Here is a 19,916-nt window from a genome sequence, read left to right as displayed (position 1 = left end):
CGTTTCGGCGGGCGGAGGAATAAGTATCCCGGCAAGGGCGAGGACGTCAGTGCTGTTCGTTCGAGCCTCCTTCGGTGAGCCGACCGCGGTTAGTCGTCCGCGCTCGGATACTCGTGAGAGAGGTCGACGCCCTCTATCTCGTCGGCGATGTCGCTCGCGTCGTGGCGGCCGACCGGCGGCCGGTTCACCTCCGCCGCGGGGGAGTCGGCGACGTCGGTGTCGTCCTCGATCGACTCCATCTCGCCGTCGGCGTCGCGGGCGTCCTGGTCGATCCGCATCGAGCAGAACTCGACGCCGCACATCGAACAGAAGCGTGCCTCCTTGTAATTATCTCCCGGCAGCGTCTGGTCGTGGAACTCGCGGGCACGCTCCGGGTCCAGCGCGAGTTCGAACTGCTCCGACCAGTCGAACTCGTAGCGGGCCTCCGAGAGCGCGTCGTCCCAGTCGCGGGCACCCTCGCGGCCGTTCGCGACGTCCGCGGAGTGGGCGGCGATGCGGTACGCGGCGAGACCGTCGCGGACGTCCTGTTCCTCGGGCAGGCCGAGATGCTCTTTCGGCGTCACGTAACAGAGCATCGCGGCACCGGCGCGGGCCGCCTCCGTCGCGCCGATAGCGCTGGTGATGTGGTCGTAGCCGGGCGCGATGTCGGTGACGAGCGGGCCGAGAACGTAAAACGGCGCGCCGTCGCACACCTCCTGCTGGCGCTCGACGTTGTCGGCGACCTCGTCCATCGGCACGTGGCCCGGTCCCTCGACCATCACCTGCACGTCGTGTTCCCACGCGGTGCGAGTCAGTTCGCCGAGCGTGTCGAGTTCGGCGAACTGGGCCTCGTCGCTGGCGTCCGCGATACAACCGGGACGGAGACCGTCGCCGAGGCTGAACGTGACGTCGTACTCCGCGAATATCTCGCAGATCTCCTCGAACTTCGCGTACAGCGGGTTCTGCATCCCGTTTTCCTCCATCCACTGCGCGAGGATCGACCCGCCGCGGGAGACGATACCGGTTTTCCGGCCGTCGGTCAGCGGCAAGTGCTCCATCAGTACGCCGGCGTGGATAGTCATGTAGTCGACGCCCTGCTCGGCCTGCTTCTCGATGATATCGAGCAGGATCTCGTGAGTGATGTCGGTGACGTCGTCGACCTGTTTCACCGCCTCGTAGATAGGTACGGTACCGACGGGGACCGGCGAGCGGGCGATGTTGGCCTCGCGGATGCTGTCTAAGTCGCCGCCCGTGCTCAGGTCCATCACCGTATCAGCGCCGTGATGGACGGCAGTGTGGAGTTTTCGGAGTTCGCCCTCGATGTCGCTGGTCGTCTCGCTGTTGCCGATGTTCGCGTTTACTTTCGTCCCGAACTCGCGACCGATGATCATCGGGTCGAGGCTCCCGTGCTTGACGTTGGCGGGAATCACGGCCTGCCCTTCGGCGACCTGTTGTCTGACGAACTCGGGGTCGACCTGCTCGCGTTCGGCGACTCGTTTCATGGCGGGCGTGACTTCTCCATCGCGCGCTCGGCGGATCTGCGTCATAATAACTAGGTCATATTACTGCATTATAAATCTCGGGGGGACGCGGGTCGGAGCGGCGACCGCGATTTTATTACTGCGCCGGCTGATGACAGAAACGATGACGTTCAACAGTTCCATCGATCAGTGTACGTCCACTCTCATCACGGACTTCGGAGACGCGCTTCGATTAATCGGCGTCGGAGACGGTGCTGCCGACGAGTTCGAGATACAGTACATACGAGACGACATCGCCGAGCAGTACTCTCCACCTGACCGCCGGGAACTGTTTGACGGCGCGATCCTCGAGGCGCTGATGTGCGAACGGCAGGAAGACCTCGTTCAGCGCGGGGAACTCGAATACACCATTAGAGTGTTCGAGCGGGGGATAAACCTCCTCTGTCGGATCGGTGACCGGCGGATGTTGTTCGTCGGCGTGGACCGCGACCTGTCGCTGATCCCGGCGACGATAGCGCGCATCGAACGGGAAACCTCTGCCGGGGGTGACCGGTAAGGACGAACGATGCGAAGTCGAACGGTATTCCACTTGAGGGGATTAATAAACGTCCCCACGGAGTATAGCGTATGCAGACCCACATCGTCCCGGTCGGGTTCGACTACGACCGGCTGATCGCGCCGCTGGTGCGCGATCAACTGGACGTCGACCACGTGATCCTGCTGGAAGGGGCCGTCGGGAGCGAGGCCAACGTCGAGTACTCCCGAAACCTCTCGGAGAAGTTGGAGACGGACTTCGAGAACCTCCTGGGGGCGACGACCGAGCGGTTCGTCATCGAGGACGTGTACGATTACGACAACGCGTTCGAGCAGGCGTTCGACCTGATAAACGCCGAACTCGACGACGGGAACGAGGTGTGGGTGAACATCAGCGCGATGCCCCGCACCGTCAGTTTCGCGTTCGCGACGGCGGCCCACTCGATCATGGTCGAGCGCGAGGGCGACCGCGACCAGATCCACACCTACTACACCGTCCCGGAGAAGTATCTGGAGACGGAACTCGCCGAGGAACTGCGGACCCAGATCGACCTGCTTGCGGACCTTCGCGAAGAAAACGGCGGTGACGCCGTCGACGACGACCGCGTCACGGAACGCTTAGAGAGCGCCCGGGACCTCCTCTCGGAGTTCGACGAGCGCGGCACGACTATCGGAGCGAAGGAGATAGGCGGCGGCCACATCGTCGAACTCCCCGTGGCGTCGTTCTCGAACGTCAAACCGTTCGAGGAGCTCATCCTCTACAAACTCGGAGAGCGCGGCGAGTTCGAATCCGTCTCGGAACTGGCGGAGTCGCTCGCCGACGAACTCAACGAGGAATACACCGACAGCTTCCGGTCGAAAGTCATCTACAACGTCGACAGACTCGGGCCGGGCGGGAAGGGGTACATCGAACAGGAGTCACACGGCAAGTCCTACCGGACGCGGCTGTCACGCATCGGCGAACTGTGGGTGCGCGCGCACTCCGACGGGGAACTGGAGCGCTGAACGCCGAGCGCCGCTCGGGCACCGTCCAAGGCTGTGAGACCTTTTTGCCCGCGGAGGTGGTACGACGGCGTATGGACACCGAGCGAGCGGGAAGCGCCATCGTCGGCGGCGTGGCGGGGACGGCCGTCATATCCGGGATCCTCGTCATGCTGGAGGTGCAGATGCGGGACGTCCTCCACCTGTTCGACGCGGTCGCGCGGTTCGTCGGTCTCCCAGGACAGACGTTTCTCGGGTTCGTCATCTACTCGTTCGCCGGCGCGGTCGTCTGGCCGCTGATCTTTCTCGTGTTACGGCCGTATCTGCCGCGCGGACCGGACCCCGCCGCGCAGGGCGCAGTCTTCGCCACGGCGCTATGGGTGGTGTTTGCGATCACGGGGCGCGGCGACCTCGACGGGGCGATCCTGATCGTCTATCTCGTGTTCACCCTGCTCGCTCACTGGGCGTACGGGTTCACGATGGGTGCGGTGTACGGCTACCTGACCGGGGAAACGCCGCGCGCTCGGGGAGACCAAACGCCGGGATAGCGGACGGTCCACGACCGTTCTGACGGGGACCCGACCACAGTGTGCGCGGAGGGATCTACGCTACGTGCCGCCGCGCTCGCGACCGCTCGCTCCGACGAGAGGTGTCCCGCCTGTATTTCCGGATGCGCGTCGATCCACTGGATATTGGACCGGGGTGGAACGAATGGGGCAAATACCGGGGATCGTCATCGCGGGAGGAGTACTGCTCGCACTCGCCGTCGCCGCGCTCGCGTACGGCCGACCGAGGCGGCGCGCGCGCGACGGCGGGTACGTCACCGGGTTAGAGGTTGGAACGGAGAAGCCGACGAACGTCGTTCTCCGGTGGCTCACCACGGTCGACCATCGCGACATCGGCGTGCTCTACCTTGTTCTCGGCACCGTCGCGGCGCTGTGGGGCGGCGTCGACGGAATGATGATCCGAACGGAACTGCTGACACCCGAAACCACGGTCTGGGACCTGGAAACGTACAACGCCCTGTTTACGACTCACGGGCTGACGATGCTGTTTTTCTTCGTCACGCCGGTGTTTACCGGGATCGCTAACTACTTTCTCCCCATCCTGATCGGCGCTGACGACATGGCGTTCCCGCGGATCAACGCGCTGGCGTTCTGGCTGCTGCCGCCGGGGCTGGCGCTCGTCCGCGGCGGCCTGATAACCGAGGTGTTCGCGAAGGGACTGGAGTTCGTCGGCTACACCGTCCCGCTCCTGTTCGAACTCGAACCGGTGGCGATGGGGTGGACGATGTACACGCCGATGACTATCGAGATGGCGAACCCGCAGATCGACATGGCGCTTCTCGGACTGCACCTGTCCGGGGTCGCCACGACGATGTCGGCGATCAACTTCATCGCGACGATATTCGTCGAACGCGACGAGGAGGTCGGGTGGAGTAACCTCGACATCTTCTCGTGGGCGATGCTCACCACCAGCGGCATCATCCTGTTCGCGTTTCCGGTCCTCGGGAGTGCTATCGTCATGCTCCTGCTGGACCGGAACTTCGGCACCTCCTTTTTCGCGGTGGCGGGCGGCGGCCCGGAACTGTGGCAACACCTGTTCTGGTTTTTCGGCCATCCCGAGGTGTACATCCTCGTCCTGCCCGCCTTCGGACTCATCAGTTACATGCTGCCGAAACTGGTGGGCCGGCGGCTGTTCGGCTTTCGGTTCGTCGTCTACTCGTCGCTCGCTATCGGCGTGCTCTCGTTCGGCGTCTGGGCTCACCACATGTTCGTCGTCGGGATGGCCCCGCAACTCCGCGCGGCGTTCATGATGACGTCGCTCACTATCGCCGTGCCGAGCGCGGTCAAGACGTTCAACTGGCTCACAACGATGTGGCAGGGTCGGATCCGCCTCTCCGCGCCGTTTCTCTTCGTCGCGGGCGGGGTCGGGCTGTTCATCATCGGCGGCGTCACTGGCGTGTTCGTCGCCGTGGTCCCCTACGACGTTCGGGTCCACGATACGCTGTACGTGGTCGGCCACTTCCATCTCATCATCATGGCGATCATCCCGTTCTCGATGTTCGCGGCGAGTTACTTCTGGTTCCCTCTGTTGACGGGTCGCCTGTACAACCGCCGACTCGCACAGACACAGGCGTTCGCGATGATCGTCGGGGCGTTCCTGACGTTCATGCCGATGCTGGTCATGGGCAACGCCGGGATGCCGCGGCGGTACGCCGAGTACCCCGAGATGTTCCGCCCGCTCCAGTTCGTCTCCTCGGTCGGGGCGTTGCTCATCGGGATCGGGGTGATCCTCTGGATAGTGAACATGATCCAGTCGTTCCGGATCGGGCGTCCCGTGCGGGACGCCGACGTGTGGGACCTCAAGGAGACTGGGCAGTTCTCCCGGGAGTGGCAGTGGTTCGAACGCAGACTGGCCGAACGGCGGGGCGAGGCGAGCGACGGGGAGTCGGAGTAGTCGGGCTCTCCCCGGCCGAGAACCGAGTCTCGCAAGAGTTAAATCCGAACGCGCGACACGATACCAGTAATGAGCCGGAGCGTCGCAGTCGAGCGGTCGGCGTCGGCCGCCGCTGTGAGACTGGTACGTGTAGGGGCGTCCTAGCCCCACCACCACCCATTCTTCGTCCGGTTACGGTCGTTCCAGACGCGGAAAAGCGGAGAACCGACCAGGCAGTATCGACCAACAGACGACCAGAACGCGACGCAGTCAGACACACGGAACACAACACATGAGCGCAGAAACGAACCAACGACAGGACGGCCCCGACGGCGACTACGACGCCGAGGCGGTCGAGAAGAAGTGGCAAGAGCACTGGGTCGAACACGACACGTACGCCTACGACGGCGACCCCGAAATGGACCCGAACACGGTGTACAGCATCGACACGCCCCCGCCGACCGTCTCCGGAAACCTCCACATGGGCCACATGTACGGTCAGGCGCTTCAGGACTTCGCCGCCCGGTTCCACCGGATGGCCGACGAAGACGTGCTGTTTCCCTTCGGCTACGACGACAACGGCATCGCGTCCGAACGGCTCACCGAACAGGAACTCGGCATCCGGCATCAGGACTTCTCCCGCCGGGAGTTTCAGGAGAAGTGCCGCGAGGTCTGCCGCGAGTACGAGGCCGAGTTCACGGAGAAGATGCAGGGTCTCGGGATATCGATCGACTGGAACCGGACGTACAAGACGATCAGTCCGGAGGTCCAGCGGATCTCCCAGCTATCCTTCCTCGACCTGTACGAGCAGGGTCGCGAGTACCGCAAGCAGGCCCCCGCGATCTGGTGTCCCGACTGCGAGACGGCCATCTCGCAGGTCGAACAGGAGGACGCCGAGCGCCACACCCACTTCAACGACGTGCGGTTCGACCTGGCCGAGCCGACCGAGAGCGGTCGCGACTCCTTCGTCATCGGCACCACGCGTCCCGAACTGCTTCCGGCCTGCGTCGCCGTCTTCGTCCACCCCGAGGACGACGAGAACCGCGAACTGATCGGGAAGGAGGCCGAGGTGCCGCTGTTCGGTCACACCGTCCCGATCATCGAGGACGACCGCGTCGACCTGGAGACGGGGACCGGCGTCGTCATGTGCTGTACCTTCGGCGACCAGAACGACATCGAGTGGTACCAGGCACACGACCTGCCGCTACGGGTCGCTATCGACGAGTCCGCGACGATGACCGACCTCGCCGGCGACTACGAGGGCATGAGCACGACGGAGGCCCGCGAGGCCATCTCCGAGGACCTGGACGAGGCGGGTCACCTCGTCGACCGCGAGGAGCACACTCACACCGTTCAGGTCCACGAGCGCTGCGAGACGGACGTGGAGTTCCGCGTCTCCGAGCAGTGGTACGTCGAGATCCTGGACCACAAGGAGGAGTATCTGGAAGCGGGCCGGGAGATGGACTGGTACCCCGAGAAGATGTTCACGCGGTACGAACACTGGATCGAGGGGCTGGAGTGGGACTGGCTCATCTCCCGCCAGCGCGACTCCGGCATCCCGTTCCCGGTGTGGTACTGCGAGGACTGCGGTCAGGAGGTCATGGCGGACCGCGAGGCCCTGCCGGTCGACCCGCTCGCGGACGATCCGCCGGTCGACGCTTGCCCCGAGTGCGGCGGCGAGGCGTTCGAACCGGAGGACGACGTGTTCGACACGTGGGCGACCTCCAGCCTGACGCCGCTTATCAACGCCGGCTGGGACCCCGAGTCGATCGGCGAGGGTGAACTCGCCGCAGGTGACCTCGACAACCCCGAACTGTACCCCTTCGACCTGCGCCCGCAGGCCCACGACATCATCAGCTTCTGGCTGTTCCACACGGTCGTCAAGTGCTACGAGCACACCGGAGACGTGCCGTTCGACACCGTCATGATCCACGGCCACGTCCTCGACGAGAACCGCGAGAAGATGTCCAAGTCCAAGGGCAACATCGTCGCGCCCGAGGAGGTCGTCGACGAGTATCCCGTCGACGCCATCCGCTACTGGGCGGCGTCGTCGGCGGTCGGCGACGACTTCCCGTATCACGACAAGGACATCGTCGCCGGCGAGAAACTGCTGCGAAAGCTCTGGAACGCCTCGAAGCTCGTCGACCAGTTGACGCCCGCCGAGGCCGCCGAACCCGACGAACTCGACCCGATCGACGAGTGGCTGCTGGCGAAACTGGACGCGGTCGTCGCGGAGACGACCGAGCAGTTCCAGGAGTACGAGTTCGCCAAGGCCCGGGACAACCTCCGGACGTTCTTCTGGAACACGTTCTGCGACGACTACCTCGAGATCGCGAAGAGCCGGGAGACGGAGTCGACGGCGTACGCGCTTCGGACGGCTCACCGGACGTTCTGCCAGCTGTTCGCACCGCTGCTCCCGCACGTCACGGAGGAGTTGTGGAGCGAGATGCACGACGGCGGGAGCGTCCACCGCACCGACTGGCCGGAGCCGCACGGATACGAGGCCGACCTGGAGGCCGGTGAGACGGCGATGGAAACCGTCTCCGCGCTCCGCAAGTACAAGACCGACCACCAGCTTGCGCTGAACGAAGAGCTCGACGCCGTCTCCGTCTACGGCAACGTCGCCGGGATGGAGGACGCCGTCGCCGAGGTCATGCACGTTCGGAACCTGGACGTTCTAGACGCAGAGCCCGAGACGACAACCGAGATCACGAGCGTCGACCTGGACTACTCGACCGTCGGCCCGCAGTACGGCGAGACGGTCGGCGACATCGACGCCGCCATCGAGAGCGGCGAGTTCGAGATCGAGGACGGCACCCTGCACGTCGCCGGGGAGGAACTCGGCTCCGACCTGTTCGAGATCGAGCGCGAACGCACCTACTCCGGTGAGGGCGAGATGATCGAGACCGAATCGGCCATCGTCATCGTGCGGAACTGAGTGCGGGCCCGGACCGCATCGGGCGATGGGGCATTCCTCGGGCGCGCATCTCGCGGCGCTCGCGAGCTACCGGGGAGGCGGCGTTCGGCAAGCGCCGCGAGGCGTCTACTGCAGTCGGGGCGGTCGTCGGCATTTCCGGAGTGTACGACCTCACGATCACCAACGGGGGTCCGGACATCTACCGGCAGTTTCTGGGCGGGGCGAGCGAGGAGTTGCCGGAGCGGTACCGCCGCGCGTCGCCGCGTCAGGTGGCCACCGGGGACGCGCCGCAGACGCTTCTCGTTCACGGGTCCGACGACGAGGCTGTGCCGGTGGCGTAGTCGGAACGGTACCGCGACCGGTTGGCGGGCCTGGGCGTCGAAACGGCCCTGTTCGTCGCGGACGGCGGCGACCACGTGGTCCCGTTCCGCAACGATTGGGACGACGATATCGTCGACCGAACCGTCGAGTTCCTGCGGTCGAATCTCTACCCACAGTTAGATTCGACAGCGCCGGTCTCTCCTTTCTTCACTCGCGTCGCAAGCGACAGGAACGTCGCAAGTAGTGTCAGTACCACCGCGCCCGCGGCGGCGTACTCGTGGGCAGGAGAGGTGTGGATGACGCCGCTTGCCGATATCTCTTCGGCGGGGACGAGGGTGTGATGCGGCGTTCCGAGGATGGGGACGAAGTAGTCGACGATGTCGTTGAGGCCGTACCAGAACAGGGCAACGGCGACGGCCCGCACCGGAAAGTCGGCGAAGCGGTAGAGGACGAACCCCTGGACGACCATCGCGAGGTGGCTCCAGAAGAGGAAGTTGTACATCGCCCAGTGGAGATAGGAGAAGTCGGCTTTGAACACGAGCAGGACGTACGGCGTCCAGAAACCGAGTTTGAGGCAGCCGAAAAACGCCAGCGCGTTGAGCCACTCCCGGGACTCGCCCAGTTTCCACGACGCGACTGCGAGGGCGATAAACAGCGTCGCAACGGGGCTGTCGGGGACGAGCGGCCACATCGACAGCGGTTCGATGGCGAACTGCCCGGTGATGAGCGGGTCCGACAGCGGCAGCGGATGGAAGCCGTAGTACCAAAAGCCGAAGACGGTGCCGAGGAGGTTGACAGCGACGACCACCCACGCGTACCGGAGGCCAAGGTCCTCCAGTCGTTGCGGAACGGGAGCAACGTACCGGGGGAGATCAGGCCGTTCGGGGAGCGAACGCATCGGGACGGACCACGGATGGGGGTAGCAAAACGGTAGCGGTTTCGGTGCGGACGGCCGACAGTCGATCCGGAAGGGAGTGTGCGAAAGGACAGCGGTAAGTGCTGGCGGTTCCAAGCCACCCGCATGGCGGAAGAGACCGATCTGGAGGAACTCAAGCGAGGGACGGAACTCGTCAAGCGGGGGTTCGCCCGCATGCAGAAAGGCGGCGTGATCATGGACGTTGTCAACCGCGAGCAGGCCCGCATCGCCGAAGATGCCGGTGCCGTCGCGGTGATGGCGCTGGAGGCCGTTCCGGCGGACATCCGCAAGCGCGGCGGCGTCGCCCGGATGCCGGACCCCGTCGACGTCGAAGCGATCATCGACGAAGTATCGATCCCGGTGATGGGCAAGTCCCGCATCGGCCACACCAAAGAGGCGCAGATCCTGGAGTCGGTCGGCGTCGACATGATCGACGAGAGCGAGGTGCTGACGCCCGCTGACGACCGCTACCACATCGACAAGCGGGAGTTCACATCGCCGTTCGTCTGCGGCGCGCGCAACCTCGGCGAAGCGCTCCGGCGCATCAACGAGGGTGCGGCGATGATCCGCACCAAGGGCGAGGCCGGCACAGGCGACGTGAACCAGGCCGTCCACCACCAGCGCAACATCAAGGGGTCCATCCGCAAGTTGGAGGGGATGACCCACGAGGAGCGAGAAAAGTGGGCCCGCGAGAACGAAGCGCCCGCCGAACTCGTCCACGAGACGGCCGAACAGGGCCGTCTCCCGGTCGTTAACTTCGCCGCCGGCGGCATCGCAACGCCCGCCGACGCCGCTCTGATGATGCATCACGGCTGCGACGGCATCTTCGTCGGCAGCGGCATCTTCGGCGCGGAGGACCCCGAACAGATGGGCGAGGCCATCGTTCAGGCGACCAACAACTGGGACGACTCCGACGAACTCGCCGACATCAGCAAAAACGTCGGCAGCGGCATGCGCGGCGACGCCAACGCCGACCTCCCCGAGGAAGAGAAGCTTCAGGGTCGCGGCGTCTGAGGCGGTTCGAGGCCGCGAAGTAAAGCGGTACAGGGTCGCGGCAGTTAGCCGGATTCGTTCGTCGTTTTTCTCGCTGTCACGACCGCGAGCAGCGTCAGATACGACACGACGCCGCCGAGGAGTGCCCACAGCACTCGTCCCGGTGCTCGCGGGGCCGCGACTGCCGCCGCTCCCGCGCCGCCTATCGTCGCGCCCCACCGAACGCTCGGTCGCTCCCAGAGGGCTCTCACGCGGTCGCGGTGTCGCAAAAGCGCGCCCTCAAGCGCGAGCGCACCGACTGCTCCGGCGGCGACTGCTCGCGGCGAGAGCGGGATATCGCGCCAGCGGACGACGGCGGCCACGACGGAACCGACGGCGAGGGCGCTCGCGGCGTCCGCGACGACCTCGCGGCTCGCGGGTCGTTCCTCCCCGCTCGCTCTATTCGAGGCCTTCCGTCGGTCGGCCTCGCGGCCCGCGGGTCGTTCCTCCCCGCTCGCTCCATCCGAGGCCTTCCGTCGGTCGGCCTCGCGTGTCACTCGAACACCCCCTCGACGACGAGACCAGCGCCGAGCACCCACGCTCCGACGAGAGCGACGAGCGAGGAGACGTGGAAAACCAGTTCGACACCGGAAAGCGACGCGGCGTCCGCGCGCAAGAGCGCGTCCGCGCCGCGGACGATTCCGGCCGGTGCCGTTCCGCCGAACAGCGAAACGCCGGCGAGTAGCGCGATCGGAGCGCTCAGCGCGACCGCCGCTACGCCGACGGCTACGGCCCGCCGCCCGACAGCGACAAGCGACGGGTTCTCGCGGGCCGGTTCCCGGCGGTTCGGCCTGCGCCCAGCCATATCTTGGTAGTTACTCACACACACGAATAAAAGCATGGAACCGAACCGGTTCGGGACACATCGGAGTCCGACCGGGCAGCGCCGACAGTTCTCATCGGGACTGCCGTAACCGCGTACCGGTGTTCGCCGACCCGGCGTCGGCCAACGACTGATACTGTCGGCTGTAAGTACGTGAAGACTGCGACGCAAGTATGGCCGTGTTACTTGCTTACACACAGTTTGCTGTCGAATCACTGTTCGACGAATTACAGCCGACAGTATGAACTAACCCCCACCTACCCCTATCAGTGGAACAGTTCCGCTCCGTCGGCGATCCGGCTCTGGTACGCCCGGCTGTCGATGCCCGCGTCGTCGAACGCGTCCAACATAGCGCTGGCGACGTCCCGCCGCGTGTTCTCCCGGCACGCGGCGATGACGCCGGGTCCTGCGCCGCTGACCGTGACGCCCGTCGCCCCCGCGTTCAGGGCGGCCTCGCGGACGGCGTCGTACCCGTCGATTAGTTCCGCCCGGGCCGGCGTGACTATCTCGTCTTCCATCCCTTTGCCGACCAGCGCCGGGTCGTCCCGAGCCATGCCGACAGTGAGAGTGGCGGCACGGCCGACGGTGTCGACCACCTTGTCGACGGACGTAGTCTCGGGGACGACGCGGCGAGCGTCGCGGGTCGAGACGACGATGTCGGGCAGACAGACCACCAGCGGGATGTCGGCGTCGACCTGCGTGACGCCGTCGCCGGTCGCGACCGTAAAGCCCCCCAGCAGCGAAGGCGCGACGTTGTCCTCGTGCGCCTCGCCGGAGACGAGCGCCTCGCCTTTGGCGGCGACCGGTACGAGTTCCTCCCGCGAGAGGCCGCGGTCGTACAGTTCGTTCAGCGCGAGCGCCGCACCGGCCGCACTCGCCGCGGAGGACCCGAGACCGGAGGCCGGCCGCACCCCTTTGTCTATCTCGATCCGGGCGGGAGCGTCGAGCGCTTTGGCGACCGCGCCGGCGGTGTTTTTCTCCGGGTCTTCCGGGATGAAGTGACTCCCGGAGCCGGTGACTTCGATAGTCGTCTCCGGGGCGCGCTCGACTCGGACGATGTCGGCGGGCCGGTCGAGTGCGGCCCCGAACACGTCGAACCCGCTCCCGAGGTTCGCACTGGTTGCGGGAGCGCGGACGGTAAGCATGCGCGTCAGTTGCCGTAGTGAACGCAAAAAGGTAGCGGACCGAGAATCCCCTGACAGACGCGCGTCGTCGGAGAGTTCGGTGACGTTCCCGCGACGTATACCGAAACAGGGATCCCGACGGTGACATGCAAAAGACCCATCTCGGCCCCCCCACAACGCACGGACATGATCGGTATCGTCGGCGGCGGCGTCGCTGGACTCGCGGCGGCGTACCGCCTGCAGGAACGCGGCCACGACGTTCACGTGTTCGAGGCCAACGAGGAGATGGGCGGTCTCGCGGCCGTGTACGAGACGGCGGGCGACCCCATCGAGAAGTTCTATCACCACCTCTCGGGGGCCGAAGAGACTATCGTCGACCTCGCGGAGGAACTGGGCCTGAGCGACCGAGTGGAGTGGCGGTACAAGACCGACGCCTACTACGTCGACGGCGTGGTCCACCCGCTGGAGAAACTATGGGAGATAGCCGCCTATCCTCATCTCTCCCTCTACGACAAGTTCCGGCTGGGGATGCTCACGATGGAGGTGGACTGCACTACATTCCCGCCGTCGACGGACAGTTACGACGACATCGAAGCGTACGAGGACGTTCCCGTCGAGCAGTTCCTGCGCGAACATACCACCGACCAGGTGTACGAGCGGTTCTGGGTCCCGCTCTTGGATGCCAAGTTCGGGAGCAGGAAAGAGGACGTCAGCGCCGCGTGGCTGCTCGGACGCGTGAAGTTCCGCGGCGAGCGCGACCTCCTGCGCGGGGAGCAACTCGGCTACTTCCGGGGGAGTTTTGCGGTGTTGATCGACGCGCTGCTCGACGCGGTGGGCCGGGAGAACGTCACCACGGGGACGCGTGTGACGGGGGTAGACACGACCGGCGGCACCGTCCGAGCGCTCACCGCGGAGACGGAGAACGGCTCGGCGACCTACGAGGTCGATTCGGTAGTCGTGGCGGCGATGCCGAACGTGCTAGAGGACCTGACCGGCTACGCCTGCGACATCGACTTCCAGGGGACCGTCTGTTCGGTGTGGAGCATGGACCGGTCGTTGTCGGACGCCTACTGGCTTAATATCGCCGACGAAGCGCCGTTCGGCGTGCTCATCGAACACACGAACTTCGTCCCGCCCGAGCGCTACGGCGGCGAACACCTCTACTACACCGCGAGCTACGTACAGGACCCCGCGGAGGAACTGTGGCAACTGTCGAACGCCGAGGTCGAGGACGCGTGGCGGGACGGCATCGCGGACCTCTTTCCGGATTTCAGCCGGGACGACGTGAACTGGGTCCGGACCGCGCGAAAACCGAGAACTGCGCCCGTGTACGAACGGGGGTACCTTGACATGGTGATACCGTACGATCTGGCTGACGAGGTGGCCGACGGTCTCTACTACGCCGGGATGGCGTCGGAAGCACAGTATCCCGAACGCAGCCTCAACGGCGGTATCGTCGCCGGGTTCGAGGCGGCGGACCGAATAGCCGAGAAGGGGATGCGACGGGAGCGGCCGCCGCAACGCTGATCCGTTCTGGCGGTCACCGCTCGACGCGGGGCTGACCTCTCTGGCCGACCGCTACCGAGTATTATCACGCCGCGCGTCGAAACAGTACTATTCCGGTGACTATCGTGCCCGGAGACGCCAACTCAGGCCGGCCGGAAACGGCGACGCCGCGGACCGCCGCCGAGCGCGACGCGTTCGGGGCGGCAGTCCACTACACCCGCAGCCGCGACCGTGGCTCGCCGCCCGAGCGGTCGTACGCCGAGGCGCTTCCCGTCGCTCGGCGAGAGATCCTCTTTCGATTCGTCCGCGGGATCATGCGCGGGTCGCCGGCCGGGCTCTGTGACCCGCAGTTCGTCTCGGCGTCGTCGCCGTCGGTGCCGGACGAACCCACCCCGCTCTCGGACCTGGACGGCCCGAGGCTACTCGCGGCCGTCGGCCCCCTCGCGGACGACTGTCAGCGCCTCGCGCTGTTGCCGTTTCCCGCCGCCGGGAGCGTCGTCGTCGCGCAAGTTGCGAACGTCCACGGCTACGACCGCGCCCGACTCTGCGGGTCGGTACGGCGGTGGAACTGCGGCGAGGACGACGCAGCGACGGTTCGCCATCCGGTCGACCTGGTCCCGCTCGTCGAGTGTGCAGGCGCATTCGCCGACGCGAGACAGGCCGAGCGGGTCCGCGGCGAACTCGCCGAGAGCGTCGCGAACCTCGCGCTCGCTCGACTCGCCGAGCGGATTCACGCCGAGGCGGTCGACGCCGAAGGGCTTACTGCGGAGACAGTCGACGCGGAGGAGATCGATGCGGCCGCGGCACCGAGACCCGGCGCGGCCGGACGGTCGATACTCGACGCTGTGGCAGACGGGATTCCTGCCGCGGATCCCGTCGCCGCGTTCGAGCGGATCACGACCGACGGCCACCCGTTTCACTACGGCGGCAAGATTCGGCGCGGGATGACGGCCGCCGACGGCCTCGCCTACGCGCCGGAGTTCACGGACAGGATCGACCTCCGCTTCGTCGCCGTCGACCGGGCGTACGCCCGCGAAACCCGGGCGGCGGACGCCGAGCGGTTCAGTAGCCGGATCCTTGCCGCATTCGGCGGGCTCCGAGACGCGCTGGGGAATCAGCTCCCGAGCGGGCGAGACCCCGGCGAGTACGCTGTGGTCCCGGTCCACCCCTGGCAGTTCGCCCGGACGATCCCGGATCGATACGCCGAACAGCGTCGCGACGGTCGCGTCGTGCCGATATCCGAGTTCTCACATCCGGCGACGCCGGGCCTCAATCTCCGGACTGTAGTGCCGTACGACACCGAGCGGATCGACGGCGGTCCGCCGCCGCACGTCAAGTTAGCCATCGCCGTCCAGACGACGAACGTCGAGCGGACCCTGTCGCCGCACGCGGTGACGAACGGCCCGCAGGTGACGGACCTGCTTTCGGACGTGGCGGGGGCGGAGTCGTTCGAGACGCTCGGCTTCCTCGACGAACTATCGGCGACCTGCTACTTCGCGCCCGGCGGGCCCCACCTCGACGGCGACCAGTTCGACGACGCTCGCCACCTCTCCGGACTGCTCCGGGCGAACCCGTACGACCACCCGCTCGTCGGCGACGGAGCGCATCCGGTGGTCGCGTCGAGCCTCGTGGCCGACTCCCTCGCCACGGGACGGCCGCTCGTCTGCGACCTGTTAGACGAGTACGCGTCAGCGACCGAAACGACGGACCCGGCCGACGCCGCGCTCTCGTTCGTCGCCGACTACGCGTCCGTCGTCGTGCCCGAGCAGGTGTTTCTCCTCTCGAAGTACGGAATCGCGCTCGAGAGTCACCTCCAGAACAGCCTCGTCGCGTTTGACGGCCCCCGTCCCGTCGCAACGCTCGTTCGGGACTTCGGCGGCATCCGGGTCCACCGCGGCCGCATCGCCGACCGCGGCCGCTCGATAGACCCGTATCCCGAGTCCGACCTCGACGCCGACGGCGAGACCGACCTCTACCGGAAACTGTACTACGCGCTGTTTCAGAACCACCTCGCCGAACTCGTCGCGGTGATCGCGACCGAACTCGACGTGGACGAGGGCGCGTGCTGGGCGCGGATCCGCGCGGCGTGCGAGCACGGGTTCGACGCCGCCCGCTCGGACCCCGCCGTCGCGGACGAGCGAGTCCGCCGCGACGAGCGAGCGCTGTTCGCGGACCCGGCCGTCCACAAGGCGCTGACGGCGATGCGACTCCGCGGCAAGCGTCACGAGTACGTCACGAGCGAGGTGTCGAACCCGCTCGCCGGAGCGAAACCGCGGTTCGAGTAGCGACCGTCAGGCCTCGCCCTCGTCCTCGACGCCCGGCGCTTCGCTCACATCGACGTCCTCGGGTTCGTCCTGGCCGCCGACGACAAGGTTGCCTTCGGCGTCTTCGACGTACACGTCGTCCGCGAACCCGCCCTCGGCGTGGGGGTGGTCGGGGTCGTCGAGTTTCTCGGGCGTCGACGGCGCGTCGGCGATGCCCTCTTGCGGGTGGAACTCGCCGAGCGGGTCGTCGATGGAGATGCCGTGACACTCGAAAAAGGCCGCGTAGCGGTCGTAGTGGTCGGACAGTTCGTCGCCGGGGAACTCCATCATCTCGGTCCAGCCGTGGTTGTAGAAGTCGAAGTTGGCCTGGATGTGCGTTATCTCACGCGCCTGCGCCTCGGTGAATCCGGCGTCGAGCGCAGCGACGTACGTATCGAACGTGGCGTCGAAGAAGTCGTCGAGGTGGTCTCGCCGTTCCTCGCGGCGGGTCTCGTCGGCCTTGTCGAGGAAGATGCCCGTGTGCATGTCCACGAGTCTGCTCCGCACGACGTCGCCGACGACCGGCGTAGTGAGCGATTTCTTCGCGGCCCAGTGGCGGACGTTCTGGCGGATCTTCATACGCTGTCGTTAGGAGAGGACCCTATTGAACCCCGCGACAGCTGAGATAGCAATCCACTTCAACCCTCGTTCCGAATTCCATGCACATGACCCAGTCGTACGTAATTATCGGTGACGGTATCGCGGGGAGTTCCGCGGCCGAGACCCTCCGGGAGGAAGCCCCCGAGTCCGACATCACAGTCATCACCGATGAAGGAGAAGCCCTGTACAATCGTATCCTGATCAAGGAGTTCGCGAAAGGGAAACTTCCGGAAGCCCCCATCTCCATCCACGAGGAAGACTGGTACGCCGAACGCGAGATCGACCTCGCCCTGAACACGCACGTCACCGAGATAGACCCCGACGCTCACACTATCTACACTCACGAGAGCGACACCTACGAGTACGACAAACTGCTCGTCGCCACGGGCGGCACGCCGACCCAACTGCCCGTCGACAACAGCGACGCCGACGGTATCCACCACTTCTGGACCTTTCAGGACGCCAGAAATATCGCCGAACACGCCGAGAGAGCGGACACCGGTGCCGTCGTCGGCGCGGGCCTGCTCGGCATCGACCTCGCGGCCATCTGCGGTGCCCAGGACATCGACGCGAACTACTTCATGCGCGGTAATCGCTGGTGGCGCTACGCCCTGAGCGAGGAGGGCGCGGAGATCATCCACGACGGCCTGCGCGAGAAAGGCGTCACGCCCGTGTTCGATAGCGGCGTCGACGCGTTCGTCACGGACGACGACGGCAAGGTCACGGCGACGGTCACGCCCGACGGCGAGGAACACGACAGCGACTTCGTCGGCGTCGCCATCGGTCTCGATTTCAACGTCGAGGTGCTCCAAGGGACCGGCGTCGAGACCGACGACGGCGTCGTCGTCGACGAGTACATGCAGACAAACGTCGACGACATCTACGCGGCCGGCGACCTCACACGCTTTTACGACACGATCCTCAACGATCACGGTCAGAACGGATCCTGGGGCAGCGCCAAGGAACAGGGGCAGGTTGCGGCGAAAAACATGGTTGCGGACGGCGAATCGGAGGCGTTCCGCTGGGTATCCTCGTACTCTATCACTCACTTCGACTTCCCGTTTCTCTCCTTCGGCCACCCGACACTCGGCGACAACCACATCGAGCGCAAGTACAGCGACACCGAGTGGCGACGCCTCGCGCTCAAGGACGGGAAGATAATCGGCGGCGTCCTCATCGGCGACCTCGCCCCCCAGAGCGCGTTCAAACAACTGGTTCGCGAGGAGCGAGACGTCAGCGGACAGACGGACGTTCTCCTCGAAGAGGAAGTCGACCTCGAAGAACTCGAAGCGCCCCAGAAAGAACAGTAGGTTCCGGACCCGACACGACGGCACGACGCTCGACCCCGAGCGTGACAGCAGGACTCTCCTTCGGACGGATTCGAGACAAGTGGCTTCATCGCTCGCCGCGGGCCAGACTACGGTGTGCTGATACGAACGGGCCGTCTCTGCAGATCTTTACTGAACACACGTGGGGTCGTCGCTGTCCGATGGCGACGGTTCGGACTGACTCGTACCGCCTTCCGGCAGCATCTAGATTAATAGCCCCTCTCTCTACACGAGGGTACGAGGCTAGCTGGGTCGCCTATACATCTGTAGTGCTTCAGAACGGATATGCAACGAGAGGTCGCAGACGGAAGCACGCGTCACGACGCCGATAAACCCAGTACAGCGGCGGTACTGGCCGTCGCAGAGGAACGAGGCGTCGACGCGGCCGAACTCGAAACCCGACTCAACGACGTCATAGACCCCGATGCGCTCGACCAACTGTTCGGAGAGGAACGCCAGCGGACGGTCGCCCCGGCGAAAGTTGAGTTCACGATGGCGGACTGTTCCGTCGTCGTTTACGCCGACGGAACCGCAACAGCGGCGGTTACGTCCCCGTCTCGTAAGACGGGTGCGACTCCGTGAATGGACAGAAAATGGATACTCCTTCCACTGCAACGTGCACGTACTGCGAAGGCGAAATAGAGACTAGCGAGTGGCATCCGGTTCGAGCCGTCCGAAGCGACGAAGACGATGTCGAAATTCTCCCCTTCTGCGAATCAGAGTGCGTCGAAGGCTGGAACGACGAGCAGGGTCCGGCCGAAGACGACTACGTCGTGTAGTGTTTCGTCGGTCCGCCGTCGAGACCGACGCTCAGTTCTGCTTCGACCTGACTCACCTTGTCCGTCGGCTCGAGTACGTACCCGTCACCGCGTTCCGACCGTTTGACGAGGCCAACGGAGTGGAGTTTCGGGAGATGATTGTGATGCAACGTCATCTGAATACGCTCCGCTGTCTCGTCGTCGATCTCACTGACGGCCTTGTCTTCCTCCCAGGCGGCTATCTGCTCGGCGAGTTCTCTGTCGGTCATCGGCAGGCCGCGCTTGCTCAGATAGGCGAGCGCGTAGCGTCGCCGGGGGTTCGAGAGCAGTTCGAAGGCGATTTCCGGTGTTAACTCGACATCCGATTTTCCGTTTGACATCTCAGCTGATCCCCCACTCAGCCTCGCGCTGTCTCTGGGTTCGTTGGTTCATGCCCCCAGTACAACGTTCAGTCTTAAATTCTTCTCGTGAGTCCGAATGCTGAGACGTTTCTGTTGTTACTGAGATGAAAAACGGGGTTACTGCTCGCCGGTAGACCCGTGAAGCGTCTCGTGAACTCCGATAACGAGCCCCGGAACAACCAGGATAAACAGGTGCTCCTCGACCGGAATCCCGAGGAGGTCGACGCCCGTTCGTAGTTCGATAGCGAACACCCCGACCCGGAGCGTATACCAGTCCCAGACGTACGCTACGGGATACAGTGCGGCGATGGTACGGGCGGCGCGGCCCAGAGCGTTGGCGTACACGAGTAACGCGAACGCGACGCTACCGAAAGCGATCTCCGTCACCAGATAGGTGTACGGACCGAAAACGCTGATATCCGGAAACACGATCTCACGTTAGGCGTCCTCGTCCTAATGCACACCTGTGGTAC

The 19,916-nt window shown here is 65.2% G+C and carries 20 protein-coding genes; 12 read left to right on the top strand and 8 right to left on the bottom strand.

The features are described from left to right. Positions 1-89: 89 nt before the first annotated feature. On the bottom strand, positions 90-1,526 hold the full coding sequence (thiC, locus tag SM753_RS03750) for a phosphomethylpyrimidine synthase ThiC (protein WP_138797846.1): 1,437 nt from the start codon (positions 1,524-1,526) through the stop codon (positions 90-92). Positions 1,527-1,623: 97 nt separating this feature from the next. On the opposite strand from thiC, the gene SM753_RS03745 reads away from it, so the two are divergent. The 6 genes from SM753_RS03745 (at position 1,624) to SM753_RS03720 (ending at position 8,672) form a co-directional block, all read left to right on the top strand. Beyond that, a complete protein-coding gene (locus SM753_RS03745; RefSeq protein ID WP_323190599.1) occupies positions 1,624-2,016 on the top strand; it encodes a hypothetical protein in 393 nt (130 codons plus the stop codon). A 71-nt stretch (positions 2,017-2,087) separates the two neighbouring features. Then, a complete protein-coding gene (locus tag SM753_RS03740) occupies positions 2,088-2,999 on the top strand; it encodes a DUF6293 family protein (RefSeq protein WP_135534700.1) in 912 nt (303 codons plus the stop codon). Positions 3,000-3,070: 71 nt separating this feature from the next. Beyond that, on the top strand, positions 3,071-3,523 hold the full coding sequence (locus SM753_RS03735; RefSeq protein ID WP_135534699.1) for a DUF6789 family protein: 453 nt from the start codon (positions 3,071-3,073) through the stop codon (positions 3,521-3,523). Between the two features lie 163 nt (positions 3,524-3,686). Continuing rightward, positions 3,687-5,435 (top strand): cbb3-type cytochrome c oxidase subunit I, encoded by a 1,749-nt coding sequence (locus tag SM753_RS03730; protein ID WP_323190598.1) that lies wholly within the window; start codon positions 3,687-3,689, stop codon positions 5,433-5,435. A gap of 271 nt (positions 5,436-5,706) precedes the next feature. Beyond that, complete coding sequence (locus SM753_RS03725; protein ID WP_323190597.1) at positions 5,707-8,352, top strand: valine--tRNA ligase; 2,646 nt, start codon at positions 5,707-5,709, stop codon at positions 8,350-8,352. Beyond that, positions 8,325-8,672: a hypothetical protein gene (locus SM753_RS03720; RefSeq protein ID WP_323190805.1), complete on the top strand. Its 348-nt coding sequence runs from the start codon at positions 8,325-8,327 to the stop codon at positions 8,670-8,672. Before SM753_RS03725 ends, SM753_RS03720 begins: the two co-directional genes overlap by 28 nt. Before the next feature lie 146 nt (positions 8,673-8,818). On the opposite strand, the gene SM753_RS03715 is transcribed toward SM753_RS03720, so the two are convergent. Next, the gene (locus SM753_RS03715; protein ID WP_138797843.1) at positions 8,819-9,550 is read right to left on the bottom strand and encodes a DUF1405 domain-containing protein; all 732 of its coding nucleotides are present in this window, start codon (positions 9,548-9,550) and stop codon (positions 8,819-8,821) included. A 123-nt stretch (positions 9,551-9,673) separates the two neighbouring features. Between SM753_RS03715 and pdxS the strand changes: the two genes are divergently transcribed. Then, positions 9,674-10,582, top strand: coding sequence for a pyridoxal 5'-phosphate synthase lyase subunit PdxS (gene pdxS, locus SM753_RS03710; RefSeq protein ID WP_323190596.1), 909 nt, complete (start codon positions 9,674-9,676; stop codon positions 10,580-10,582). Between the two features lie 44 nt (positions 10,583-10,626). On the opposite strand, the gene SM753_RS03705 is transcribed toward pdxS, so the two are convergent. The 3 genes from SM753_RS03705 to SM753_RS03695 all read right to left on the bottom strand — a co-directional run bounded on the left by SM753_RS03705 (position 10,627) and on the right by SM753_RS03695 (position 12,568). Further along, positions 10,627-11,097 carry a hypothetical protein gene (locus SM753_RS03705; protein WP_323190595.1) on the bottom strand — a complete coding sequence of 157 codons (471 nt, stop codon included), beginning with the start codon at positions 11,095-11,097 and terminating at the stop codon, positions 10,627-10,629. Further along, positions 11,094-11,405, bottom strand: coding sequence for a hypothetical protein (locus SM753_RS03700; RefSeq protein ID WP_323190594.1), 312 nt, complete (start codon positions 11,403-11,405; stop codon positions 11,094-11,096). Before SM753_RS03700 ends, SM753_RS03705 begins: the two co-directional genes overlap by 4 nt. A 284-nt stretch (positions 11,406-11,689) precedes the next feature. Beyond that, the gene (locus tag SM753_RS03695) at positions 11,690-12,568 is read right to left on the bottom strand and encodes a homoserine kinase (RefSeq protein WP_323190593.1); all 879 of its coding nucleotides are present in this window, start codon (positions 12,566-12,568) and stop codon (positions 11,690-11,692) included. A 165-nt stretch (positions 12,569-12,733) separates the two neighbouring features. Between SM753_RS03695 and SM753_RS03690 the strand changes: the two genes are divergently transcribed. Further along, a complete protein-coding gene (locus tag SM753_RS03690) occupies positions 12,734-14,074 on the top strand; it encodes an NAD(P)/FAD-dependent oxidoreductase (protein WP_323190592.1) in 1,341 nt (446 codons plus the stop codon). Positions 14,075-14,169: 95 nt separating this feature from the next. Next, complete coding sequence (locus SM753_RS03685) at positions 14,170-16,338, top strand: IucA/IucC family protein (protein WP_323190591.1); 2,169 nt, start codon at positions 14,170-14,172, stop codon at positions 16,336-16,338. A gap of 6 nt (positions 16,339-16,344) precedes the next feature. Here the strand turns inward: SM753_RS03685 and SM753_RS03680 are convergent, their stop codons facing one another. Beyond that, positions 16,345-16,935, bottom strand: coding sequence for a DUF6149 family protein (locus tag SM753_RS03680; protein WP_323190590.1), 591 nt, complete (start codon positions 16,933-16,935; stop codon positions 16,345-16,347). 86 nt (positions 16,936-17,021) lie between these two features. Here SM753_RS03680 and SM753_RS03675 point away from each other — a divergent pair, with 86 nt between their 5' ends. The 3 genes from SM753_RS03675 to SM753_RS03665 all read left to right on the top strand — a co-directional run bounded on the left by SM753_RS03675 (position 17,022) and on the right by SM753_RS03665 (position 19,063). Further along, positions 17,022-18,266, top strand: a complete 1,245-nt coding sequence (locus SM753_RS03675) for an FAD-dependent oxidoreductase (RefSeq protein WP_323190589.1) — start codon at positions 17,022-17,024, stop codon at positions 18,264-18,266. Positions 18,267-18,569: 303 nt separating this feature from the next. Beyond that, positions 18,570-18,866, top strand: a complete 297-nt coding sequence (locus SM753_RS03670) for a HalOD1 output domain-containing protein (protein WP_323190588.1) — start codon at positions 18,570-18,572, stop codon at positions 18,864-18,866. 11 nt (positions 18,867-18,877) lie between these two features. After that, positions 18,878-19,063, top strand: coding sequence for a hypothetical protein (locus tag SM753_RS03665; RefSeq protein ID WP_323190587.1), 186 nt, complete (start codon positions 18,878-18,880; stop codon positions 19,061-19,063). Here the strand turns inward: SM753_RS03665 and SM753_RS03660 are convergent. Together SM753_RS03660 and SM753_RS03655 are read right to left on the bottom strand one after the other, a co-directional pair. Next, positions 19,051-19,422: a hypothetical protein gene (locus SM753_RS03660; protein WP_323190586.1), complete on the bottom strand. Its 372-nt coding sequence runs from the start codon at positions 19,420-19,422 to the stop codon at positions 19,051-19,053. The two genes, SM753_RS03665 and SM753_RS03660, sit on opposite strands and share 13 nt — an antisense overlap. Positions 19,423-19,560: 138 nt before the next feature. After that, entirely contained in the window at positions 19,561-19,872 is a 312-nt protein-coding gene (locus SM753_RS03655; RefSeq protein ID WP_323190585.1) for a lycopene cyclase domain-containing protein, read from the bottom strand. Positions 19,873-19,916 lie beyond the last annotated feature (44 nt).

It is taken from the genome of Halostella sp. PRR32 (genome assembly GCF_034808085.1).
Lineage (GTDB): Archaea > Halobacteriota > Halobacteria > Halobacteriales > Natronoarchaeaceae > Halostella > Halostella pelagica.
The sequence above is the reverse complement of the archived record's forward strand: the minus strand, read 5'-3'. Positions and strand labels throughout refer to the sequence as shown.

Excerpts from the sequence above, each read along its gene's own strand:
- SM753_RS03675 (WP_323190589.1), top strand. The coding sequence starts at position 17,022 with ATGACCCAGTCGTACGTAATTATCGGTGACGGTATCGCGGGGAGTTCC.
- SM753_RS03700 (WP_323190594.1), bottom strand. The coding sequence starts at position 11,405 with ATGGCTGGGCGCAGGCCGAACCGCCGGGAACCGGCCCGCGAGAACCCG.
- SM753_RS03695 (WP_323190593.1), bottom strand. The coding sequence starts at position 12,568 with ATGCTTACCGTCCGCGCTCCCGCAACCAGTGCGAACCTCGGGAGCGGG.
- SM753_RS03745 (WP_323190599.1), top strand. The coding sequence starts at position 1,624 with ATGACGTTCAACAGTTCCATCGATCAGTGTACGTCCACTCTCATCACG.
- SM753_RS03670 (WP_323190588.1), top strand. The coding sequence starts at position 18,570 with ATGCAACGAGAGGTCGCAGACGGAAGCACGCGTCACGACGCCGATAAA.
- SM753_RS03665 (WP_323190587.1), top strand. The coding sequence starts at position 18,878 with ATGGATACTCCTTCCACTGCAACGTGCACGTACTGCGAAGGCGAAATA.
- SM753_RS03740 (WP_135534700.1), top strand. The coding sequence starts at position 2,088 with ATGCAGACCCACATCGTCCCGGTCGGGTTCGACTACGACCGGCTGATC.
- SM753_RS03715 (WP_138797843.1), bottom strand. The coding sequence starts at position 9,550 with ATGCGTTCGCTCCCCGAACGGCCTGATCTCCCCCGGTACGTTGCTCCC.
- pdxS (WP_323190596.1), top strand. The coding sequence starts at position 9,674 with ATGGCGGAAGAGACCGATCTGGAGGAACTCAAGCGAGGGACGGAACTC.
- SM753_RS03735 (WP_135534699.1), top strand. The coding sequence starts at position 3,071 with ATGGACACCGAGCGAGCGGGAAGCGCCATCGTCGGCGGCGTGGCGGGG.
- SM753_RS03690 (WP_323190592.1), top strand. The coding sequence starts at position 12,734 with ATGATCGGTATCGTCGGCGGCGGCGTCGCTGGACTCGCGGCGGCGTAC.
- SM753_RS03725 (WP_323190597.1), top strand. The coding sequence starts at position 5,707 with ATGAGCGCAGAAACGAACCAACGACAGGACGGCCCCGACGGCGACTAC.
- SM753_RS03660 (WP_323190586.1), bottom strand. The coding sequence starts at position 19,422 with ATGTCAAACGGAAAATCGGATGTCGAGTTAACACCGGAAATCGCCTTC.
- SM753_RS03730 (WP_323190598.1), top strand. The coding sequence starts at position 3,687 with ATGGGGCAAATACCGGGGATCGTCATCGCGGGAGGAGTACTGCTCGCA.
- thiC (WP_138797846.1), bottom strand. The coding sequence starts at position 1,526 with ATGACGCAGATCCGCCGAGCGCGCGATGGAGAAGTCACGCCCGCCATG.
- SM753_RS03680 (WP_323190590.1), bottom strand. The coding sequence starts at position 16,935 with ATGAAGATCCGCCAGAACGTCCGCCACTGGGCCGCGAAGAAATCGCTC.